9 protein-coding genes are annotated in these 7,806 nt (G+C 41.5%); 3 read left to right on the top strand and 6 right to left on the bottom strand.

Features of this window, described 5'->3' with window-relative positions; translation table 11 throughout:
- Positions 1-256: 256 nt before the first annotated feature.
- Entirely contained in the window at positions 257-1,519 is a 1,263-nt protein-coding gene (gene trpB, locus NJ959_RS22315; RefSeq protein WP_254013944.1) for a tryptophan synthase subunit beta, read from the bottom strand.
- Between the two features lie 226 nt (positions 1,520-1,745).
- On the opposite strand from trpB, the gene NJ959_RS22310 reads away from it, so the two are divergent.
- On the top strand, positions 1,746-2,441 hold the full coding sequence (locus NJ959_RS22310; protein WP_254013943.1) for a hypothetical protein: 696 nt from the start codon (positions 1,746-1,748) through the stop codon (positions 2,439-2,441).
- Between the two features lie 78 nt (positions 2,442-2,519).
- Here NJ959_RS22310 and NJ959_RS30265 read toward each other — a convergent pair whose 3' ends face one another.
- The 3 genes from NJ959_RS30265 to NJ959_RS22300 form a co-directional block, all read right to left on the bottom strand.
- Positions 2,520-2,642 carry a hypothetical protein gene (locus NJ959_RS30265; protein ID WP_256529594.1) on the bottom strand — a complete coding sequence of 41 codons (123 nt, stop codon included), beginning with the start codon at positions 2,640-2,642 and terminating at the stop codon, positions 2,520-2,522.
- A 361-nt stretch (positions 2,643-3,003) separates the two neighbouring features.
- Complete coding sequence (locus NJ959_RS22305; protein ID WP_254013942.1) at positions 3,004-4,440, bottom strand: sensor histidine kinase; 1,437 nt, start codon at positions 4,438-4,440, stop codon at positions 3,004-3,006.
- A 296-nt stretch (positions 4,441-4,736) separates the two neighbouring features.
- Positions 4,737-5,132 carry an STAS/SEC14 domain-containing protein gene (locus NJ959_RS22300; protein ID WP_254013941.1) on the bottom strand — a complete coding sequence of 132 codons (396 nt, stop codon included), beginning with the start codon at positions 5,130-5,132 and terminating at the stop codon, positions 4,737-4,739.
- A gap of 199 nt (positions 5,133-5,331) precedes the next feature.
- Here NJ959_RS22300 and NJ959_RS22295 point away from each other — a divergent pair, with 199 nt between their 5' ends.
- Entirely contained in the window at positions 5,332-6,132 is an 801-nt protein-coding gene (locus tag NJ959_RS22295) for a Uma2 family endonuclease (protein ID WP_309242692.1), read from the top strand.
- On the opposite strand, the gene NJ959_RS22290 is transcribed toward NJ959_RS22295, so the two are convergent.
- Positions 6,107-6,385, bottom strand: coding sequence for a hypothetical protein (locus tag NJ959_RS22290; protein ID WP_254013940.1), 279 nt, complete (start codon positions 6,383-6,385; stop codon positions 6,107-6,109). The two genes, NJ959_RS22295 and NJ959_RS22290, sit on opposite strands and share 26 nt — an antisense overlap.
- Before the next feature lie 5 nt (positions 6,386-6,390).
- Positions 6,391-6,735 (bottom strand): hypothetical protein, encoded by a 345-nt coding sequence (locus tag NJ959_RS22285; protein WP_254013939.1) that lies wholly within the window; start codon positions 6,733-6,735, stop codon positions 6,391-6,393.
- A 170-nt stretch (positions 6,736-6,905) separates the two neighbouring features.
- Between NJ959_RS22285 and NJ959_RS22280 the strand changes: the two genes are divergently transcribed.
- A complete protein-coding gene (locus NJ959_RS22280; protein ID WP_254013938.1) occupies positions 6,906-7,706 on the top strand; it encodes an aminotransferase class IV in 801 nt (266 codons plus the stop codon).
- Positions 7,707-7,806 lie beyond the last annotated feature (100 nt).

The following is a 7,806-nucleotide window of genomic DNA, read 5'->3' as shown; positions in this document are numbered from 1 at the left end:
AGGTTTTGAGCTAGATAGGGTAAGGGTTTGAAATTATATTTTGGAGATGTCTAATAGATTGGCAAGAGGGATGAGGGCGATCGGATAAATAAAGCACCCCAATTAGAGCTAACTAGTGTATCTTAATTTACACTTGCTCATTTTTAGGTGATATTTCATCTTTCTTTTAGAGTTCTCAGCTATAGACTACTAGACTAGGGACTAGGGGTTAGGAGTGTTTGCTTTACTTTATCGTCCAATCCCTACTCCCTACTCCCTACTCCCCACTGCCCAGATTAATAAACTTAGCAACAGTTTGGACATCCTTGTCACCGCGTCCGGAACAGTTGATAATTAGGCGGGGACTACCGCTGAGTTGGGGACAGAGAGTTTCCAAATAGGCGATCGCGTGGGAAGTTTCCAGAGCTGGTATAATTCCTTCTAATTCCGATAACCTTCTAAAAGCTGCGATCGCGTCTTCATCGGTTACGGCGTAATATTCACATCTTCCGGTATCTTTTAAATAGCTGTGTTCTGGTCCGACTCCAGGATAGTCTAATCCAGCACTAATAGAATGAGCTTCGATTACCTGTCCATCATCATCTTGGAGTAAATAACTCATTGCCCCATGTAACACTCCGGGTCGTCCTCGTGTTAAGGTGGCAGCGTGTTTCTCCGTATCTACACCTTCTCCTGCTGCTTCCACCCCAATCATTCTGACTGTGGATTCCTTCACAAACTCATGAAATAGCCCCATTGCATTTGAGCCACCGCCCACACAAGCTAAGAGAATATCTGGTAATCCGCCCCATTTTTCTAAACATTGGGCGCGAGTTTCTTGTCCAATTACAGCATGGAAGTCCCGTACCAGCATGGGATAGGGATGAGGACCTGCTACTGAACCTAAGATATAGTGGGTAGTTTCTACATTTGTGACCCAATCGCGAATTGCTTCTGAGGTAGCATCTTTTAGAGTACCTGTTCCTGCCGATACGGGTTGGACTTTGGCTCCCATGAGGCGCATCCGAAATACGTTCAGAGATTGCCTTTCCATATCTTGAACGCCCATATATACGACGCATTCTAAGCCAAATCTGGCACAAACGGTAGCCGTTGCTACACCATGTTGGCCAGCACCTGTCTCGGCGATAATGCGGCGTTTGCCCATTCGTTTGGCTAATAAAACCTGAGCTAGAGCATTATTAATTTTGTGAGCGCCTGTATGATTTAAGTCTTCGCGCTTGAGATAAATTTCCGGACCGCTACCATCGGGTTTAGCATAATGAGTAGTTAAGCGTTCCGCGAAGTAGAGAGGGGATGGTCGTCCCACATAGTCTCGTAGTAGCTGTTGTAATTCCTGCTGAAAATCTGGCTCGTTGCGGTATTGGGCAAATGACTGCTCTAATTCAAACAAAGCAGGCATTAGCGTTTCCGGGACGTACTTACCGCCAAATTTCCCAAAGCGTCCCAAGGCATCGGGTTGTTGAGTGGTAGCCTCGGCGGGGGATTGGGAGGTTGGTCGAAGGGGAGTAGTTGTCACAGAATAGTGAGAGTACAGAACAATATTTTATTATACCGCTTCCTCGTGGGATCTTGCGATCGCGATTCGGTTAAAAAGAGAGATTGGTCGTGCCTGTGCTGGAGGCGATCGCAAGCTGTAAAGTAATTACATTACTCATTAGTGAGATCAAATACCACAAAATTTACCGATTTCCGGTAGAATCCCATTAGACTTACTCGTTGACATCAAAATTTACCAGAAAACTATGTTAGCAGGATTCCTAGAACGACTATTAAAACTACCATCCCTCAAAAGTAAGATCGATCAACTAGAGTATCAAATCTCTCAGATTAAATCCGATAGCACGACCGAACTACAGCAATCGCGAATCGATCTGTTAGAGCGGCAAATTGAGGGATTGCAATCCGATTCAACTATTGCTTCTCAGCAATCTAGAATCGAGCAGTTGGAACAACAAATCAATCAACTTCAATCTGCTCCCAGTATTGAATCTCAACTATCTATGATTGATGATATGGAGCAGGCGTTGAGTGAAAAATTAGCTTTACTGGAACAACAGCAGTCAATCATTGATGCTCTCACTCAACGATTAGAGATGCTAGAAACACAGCAGTCAAAAGCAAAACCCGAAGTTCAACTAGAAGTGCCTGACAATCTCGATAATTTGACTCCTAGATTAACTCTTGTGGAGCAACTATTAGGCTGCTCTCAACCTTCTGATGATGATGAATTTGTCATGGTGTCCTCAATCTTTGACATAACTGATATATCGACAGAAACCGTATATTTTGCCGCGCTTAAGAAGCTTGTGGAGCAGTATGCTTTACCCCTGGCTTACCCTGACAAGACATTTAGAGGTCATAAATCTTTAAGTAGGCAAGAATTTATCCAACATATTGCTGCTCTCCTCGATCAGATGGAACAGAGTGTAGCCGAGTAAAGTCAAAAGCACTAAAAAGAAACCCGGTTTCTGGGGTATAGTAGTAGGGTGCGTTACATGTAACGAACCCTACCTTTTTTAATAATTTGGTTCCAAATGACCATCTTGATATAGCCGAAAAGGAACTAATTCTGATTTGCCATTATTTTTGACTTTAGCGTAGACAATTCTGACAAATGTTTGTTCTTTATACTTAAACATCTTAACCTCCTTGAGGTTATTAACACATAGAAACTACTCTTTGCGCTCTTTGCGTTTAAAAAAAATCTATCCCATCCAACCGATAACCCCTATAGGATTAATATTCCCAGTTATTCTAACCAGTGCGACTAATCCGATTGAGTTAAAACCTCAAGTAAACCAAGAATACCAATTAGACTAAAAATAATCATCATTTCCACTTGTTTTTACCTCAACTCCTGATACTTATAGAGTAGGTAAAGTTAGTGATTCTGAGATATAATAGTATGCAGCTTGTTCAAGTGAACTCTGATATTTGGTAAATCCCGCGTCAGGATGTGCGTTTCTGGTAGTCTAGGTATGGACACTTCAGCAACTGGATCTATATTTGAGCCAAGGGTAAGGTTACGGTAAATGTACTGCCTTTTTCGGGTTGCGATCGCACTGTGACGCTTCCGCTCATTCCTTCTATTAATGTTTTGACTATGGATAATCCTAAGCCCGTGCCGCCTATTGATTTGGCGCGGTTTTCATCTACTCGATAGAATCGCTCGAATATTCGGGATTGTTGGGCTAAGGGGATGCCTCTGCCTCGATCGCATATTTCGATTTTTACTTGTTCGTTTTGTTGGTCTAGTTTGACGATCACAGGTTGATCTGATTCTGAATATTTTACTGCATTATCAATTAAGTTTAGCAAGACTTGTTTGAGGCGATCGCGATCTGCTTTTGCGGCAATTATATCCGCTGTTGCTTTCATGGTAATTACTCTATTGCTATATTGTACTGCCATTCCCACTATCTCTGATAGTAAGTCATTCAGGATGATCGACTCTATATTAAAGTGCATTCTCCCGTTATCGGCTCTGGCCAAGTCTAATAAGTCTTGTAATAATTGAATGGTACGATCTGTTTCTGATATGGCTATTGATAATGCTTCCTGCTGTTGTGGAGTTAGGTTTTTGCCGCGTCTTAAGGTACTTTGGAGATAACCGGAAACGATGGTTAGGGGGGTGCGTAATTCGTGGGAAAAGTTACTGACAAATTGGCGCTGCATTTCCCAAGCATCGGAGAGGCGAAGTAACATTGTCTCAAAGGTTTGGGCTAATTCTTTGACTTCACTGGGAACTCTTTCTAAGTCTAGCCGTGCTGCTCCTAAATCGTTAGCGGAAATGGTTTTTGCGATCGCAGAAATTCGCCGCAGTGGTTTTAAGGATTTTTGAATATAAATAGCGATTATTATCGTAATAATGGCGATGGAGAGGAGACTGGCAATACCTAATGTTTTAATTAGGCTTAAAAACATGATTTGTTCGCTAGTTATATCCTTGGCAATATAGACTTTACCCAGAATTTTTCCCTTCACTTGCAAGGAAGCACCACAGGCAACCCAGTAACGTTCCCGGAGTTTATATAACTGGGGATTTGGTTCCATTTGTGAGGTTAATAAATGACTGCTTCTATCGACTTGTAATTGGTGAGATTGGGCAATAATTAATTGATTTGGATTCCGTACCCAGAGGATAATTTTATCTGTGGTTAGGTTATTAATGGCGCGTTGGATTCCCGTTTCAATGGATACCATATCGCTGTAAATTTCTACATCGTGGGGGAAGCGATTGGCGAGAAATTCAATATTTTGCTTTTGACTGGTGACGAGGATTTGCTGCATTTTCCAACTTGTCCAGATTGCCACACCACTCAATCCCATCGCTGAAAAAGTAGCGATGCCTACGGTTAATCGTACTTGTAGGGAAAAGGGGTCAATTTTTGACCAAATTGTTTTGGTGGCTTTGAGCAGACGATTGGGTAACTTCATCGGAAAGGTTAAAGGGGGTATATTCTTGCACCCTGACTGGGAATATTAGATAACCCATGGTAATAAAATTTATTCTAGCTAGTTTACTTTAACTTAACTAAATTATTTCTGTCTGATAATAGGATGAGTTTTTCCTGAGATTCTTAATAGGCAAGTGGTCATTACTTATTGGTCATTGATAATAAGAATAGGTGGATGTTCTCCCAATGTATAGAGTGCGCGGCGTAGATTGACTAAACCCGGTCTATTTAACTGTAATTCACTGACAGTAGCACGACCAGTTGGTGTTAAGCCAATTAAGCTGGATTTTTAATTCCCAAATCTGCCATTAACTGAGTCAGGGAAACATGCCGTAAACAAGCAAGCTCTCCAAGATATCCGACTCTAACTGCATCTATATTTTCAATCTCATCTGTTAATTGGAGTAGTTCAGTGTACTCTTGTTGTGTCAGGGTTAGGGCAACTCTTTTTGTAACTAATTCATTAAACCTATTCTGGAGCGCTATAGTAATAGCCTGATTAATTTTCACGAGCAATTCTGACTCGGTTTTTGATACGCTAGTCGCTAACCGCTGGGCACGTAGTTTAAGGAGATGGGCGATAAATTCCTCAAATTCTCCTCTTGGCATATTTTCCACTGCCTTCAGAAGTTGTTCAGATGAAACTTGTGCTTGGACTTGAATTGAAAGCATCGGATTTTTGGGATGCTAGGTTTTAACTATCGGAACGATCTTAACACATCGAACCAGTTAAGGCCATACTTATGGTAAGGGCTTCACTTTTCCATATCTTTTTGTTGGGTTTCACTTCGTTCTACACAACCTACATTTTTAGATGTTAAATGCCCGATCTTTCCTATATAATATAGTAAGAGATATTGAAAAAAAAGCCATGTACATATCAAATTCGCAGCCGCTGATTAATGAAGGGTTGCCTACCATGTACGATTTACCTAGTGAAGAGCAGAGTGAAATTCTGCCTACTATGTATGATTTACCTAGTGAAAATCCGGAGGAATCAGGTTTGCCCGATGAATTTCACGATTGGCAAGGTGATATTTTAGGTGAAACATGTTGTCCGCAAACTTATCCAGCCGACCAAATTTTTGTCGCTAGCGATCTTAATTTATACTACGATTCAATTCATCCTTTTTGGTATAAAAGACCCGATTTCTTTTTGGCAGTAGGTATTTCTAGGTTCCGCCAAGGTAAAGACATCCGGTTAAGTTATGTAATATGGCAAGAAAAAGTTAGTCCGATTGTGGCTGTAGAATTTCTGTCACCGGGTACGGAAGATGAGAATTTGGGGTTAACTTATTCAGACTTAAATAAACCGCCAACTAAATGGGAAGTTTACGAGCAAATTCTCAAAATTCCCTATTATTTTGTTTTTAGTCGATATACTAATCAACTGAAAGTCTTTCAGTTAAAAAGGAATCGTTACCGAGAACAAATTTTAACAGAATCCCGATTCTGGATACCGGAATTAGAATTAGGGATAGGATTATGGTTGGGTTTTTATAAGGGTTGTCAGCGGCTATGGCTGCGATGGTATGATGGTGAGGGGAATTGGATTCCTACTCCTGAAGAAAGTGTTGATAAGGAAAGAATGGCGAAGGAATCTGCTATGCAACGTGTTGAAGAAGAAAGACTGGCTAAGGAATCTGCTATTCAACATTATCATCAGAAGTAATTAGTTGTTTCAGGAGAGGTAGAGTATCAGATTCATCATGCCAACCTCTAGCTATTTCTTGTACGGCGATGCTTCGCATATACCCATCATTATCAGAGGCAATGAATTGTTTGATAAAGTGTAAAGTATCGGGTTGATCGTGCCAAGTTGTCGCAATTGCCGCAACCGCTTGGGTGCGAATGTCTCTCACTCGCTGTGTCTCTTCTGGAACATCGTGAAGTCGATAATAATAATTTAGATCGTATTTAATCAAAGATTTTAACAGCTCAAATAACTGATTATCCGTTTTGTTTTAGCAATAATCTGACGATTTCTCACCTCATCAAGGCACTTGGCTGCGATAAAGAGGTTCATAAAATTATTATTTTTGCCTTTTTGCTGACAGAGGTACTCAATAATTTCTCCCACAAACTTAGCATCAATCATCCCCCCAATTAGCCGCAGCACTTGATGGCACGATTCATCCTGCCAATATTTGCCAAATACCTCAATTTTCAACTCCTCCAGGGCAATAGTCTTTTCCTTTTCCAACTGCCCGAGATATTCCGAATCACAGAAATATGCCAAAGTGGTAGTAATACCCCAAGTGCTGGTTGATTCCATTGGATTATTCCCCCATTTTGTAGATTGAGTTTTCATCTCTAGGGTCTTGTCCTTTCGTTGAAGCGATCGCGTACACTATATATAATATAGTCTCGCTCTGTAGTCTTGCTTTCTGGTATTTTGTCTTATCGTCTAACCTATCATTCCCAGTCGCTCGCTTCAATATAGATATGTCCCCAACAATTTTCTGGTACAATGGTGCATTAATCCAAGGAAATAAAATAGAATTACCCATTGACGAGCCAGGATTAATCTACGGAGCGACAGTATTTACTACCCTCCGAATTTATCACCAATCCTTAAACCATCCCCTAACTAATTGGGATGCCCATTCTGCCCGATTAATCAATAGTATAGAAACCTTCGGCTGGCAATTACCAGACTGGAATCGCTTACGCCAAGGAGCAGAGGAATTACTATTACATTTTCCAGTATTGAGAATAGTAATTTTCCCTGATGGGAGAGAATGGATTACCGGGCGATATTTACCCGCCGATTTAAGCCAACGTCAGACAGACGGAATAACAGCATGGCTAGCCGAAACTCCAGAATGTCGTCGCTCCTTACCCACCTATAAAACAGGAAACTACCTGGGAGGATGGCTAGCACTACAAAAAGCCCAACAACTCGGTGCAAAAGAAGCTATTTTAATTAACGATAAGGGGCATTGGTTGGAAACCAGCACCGGAAATCTCTGGGGATGGAAAAATGGCTCATGGTACACGCCATCAATAGATGGCGGAATTTTACCAGGAGTAGCGCGATCGCAAATCATCAACTGGCTAACTCAAAATAGTGCCTCAGTGCGGGAAGTAACTTGGGATGGGGAGTTTGTCAAAGACTTAAATGCGATCGCCTATACCAACTGTGTCATACAAGTAATCCCCATCCACACCGTCCTGAATCAGGACCAAACCCTATTTTACCCACCCACGCACCAGAGTTTAACAGAATTGCGGCGGCTATTCTGAAGAATAGGAAGATGGGTAAGTTGACACTCCCCGGTCTAAAGACAGGGGGATTCTTAAGACTTCGCAGCCTTAATATCCTGATAAATCAGGTTCCCAGGCT

Origin of the sequence: Limnofasciculus baicalensis BBK-W-15 (genome assembly GCF_024178385.1) — a bacterium.
Taxonomy (GTDB): domain Bacteria; phylum Cyanobacteriota; class Cyanobacteriia; order Cyanobacteriales; family Coleofasciculaceae; genus Limnofasciculus; species Limnofasciculus baicalensis.
Note: the sequence above shows the minus strand (reverse complement) of the source record. Positions and strands in the feature narration are given on the sequence as shown.

Bases quoted from the DNA above. Each gene is read 5' to 3' on its own strand.
- NJ959_RS22305 (WP_254013942.1), bottom strand. From the start codon at position 4,440: ATGAAGTTACCCAATCGTCTGCTCAAAGCCACCAAAACAATTTGGTCA.
- NJ959_RS22310 (WP_254013943.1), top strand. From the start codon at position 1,746: ATGTTAGCAGGATTCCTAGAACGACTATTAAAACTACCATCCCTCAAA.
- NJ959_RS22280 (WP_254013938.1), top strand. From the start codon at position 6,906: ATGTCCCCAACAATTTTCTGGTACAATGGTGCATTAATCCAAGGAAAT.
- NJ959_RS22285 (WP_254013939.1), bottom strand. From the start codon at position 6,735: ATGGAATCAACCAGCACTTGGGGTATTACTACCACTTTGGCATATTTC.
- NJ959_RS22295 (WP_309242692.1), top strand. From the start codon at position 5,332: ATGTACATATCAAATTCGCAGCCGCTGATTAATGAAGGGTTGCCTACC.
- NJ959_RS30265 (WP_256529594.1), bottom strand. From the start codon at position 2,642: ATGTTTAAGTATAAAGAACAAACATTTGTCAGAATTGTCTACGCTAAA.
- NJ959_RS22300 (WP_254013941.1), bottom strand. From the start codon at position 5,132: ATGCTTTCAATTCAAGTCCAAGCACAAGTTTCATCTGAACAACTTCTG.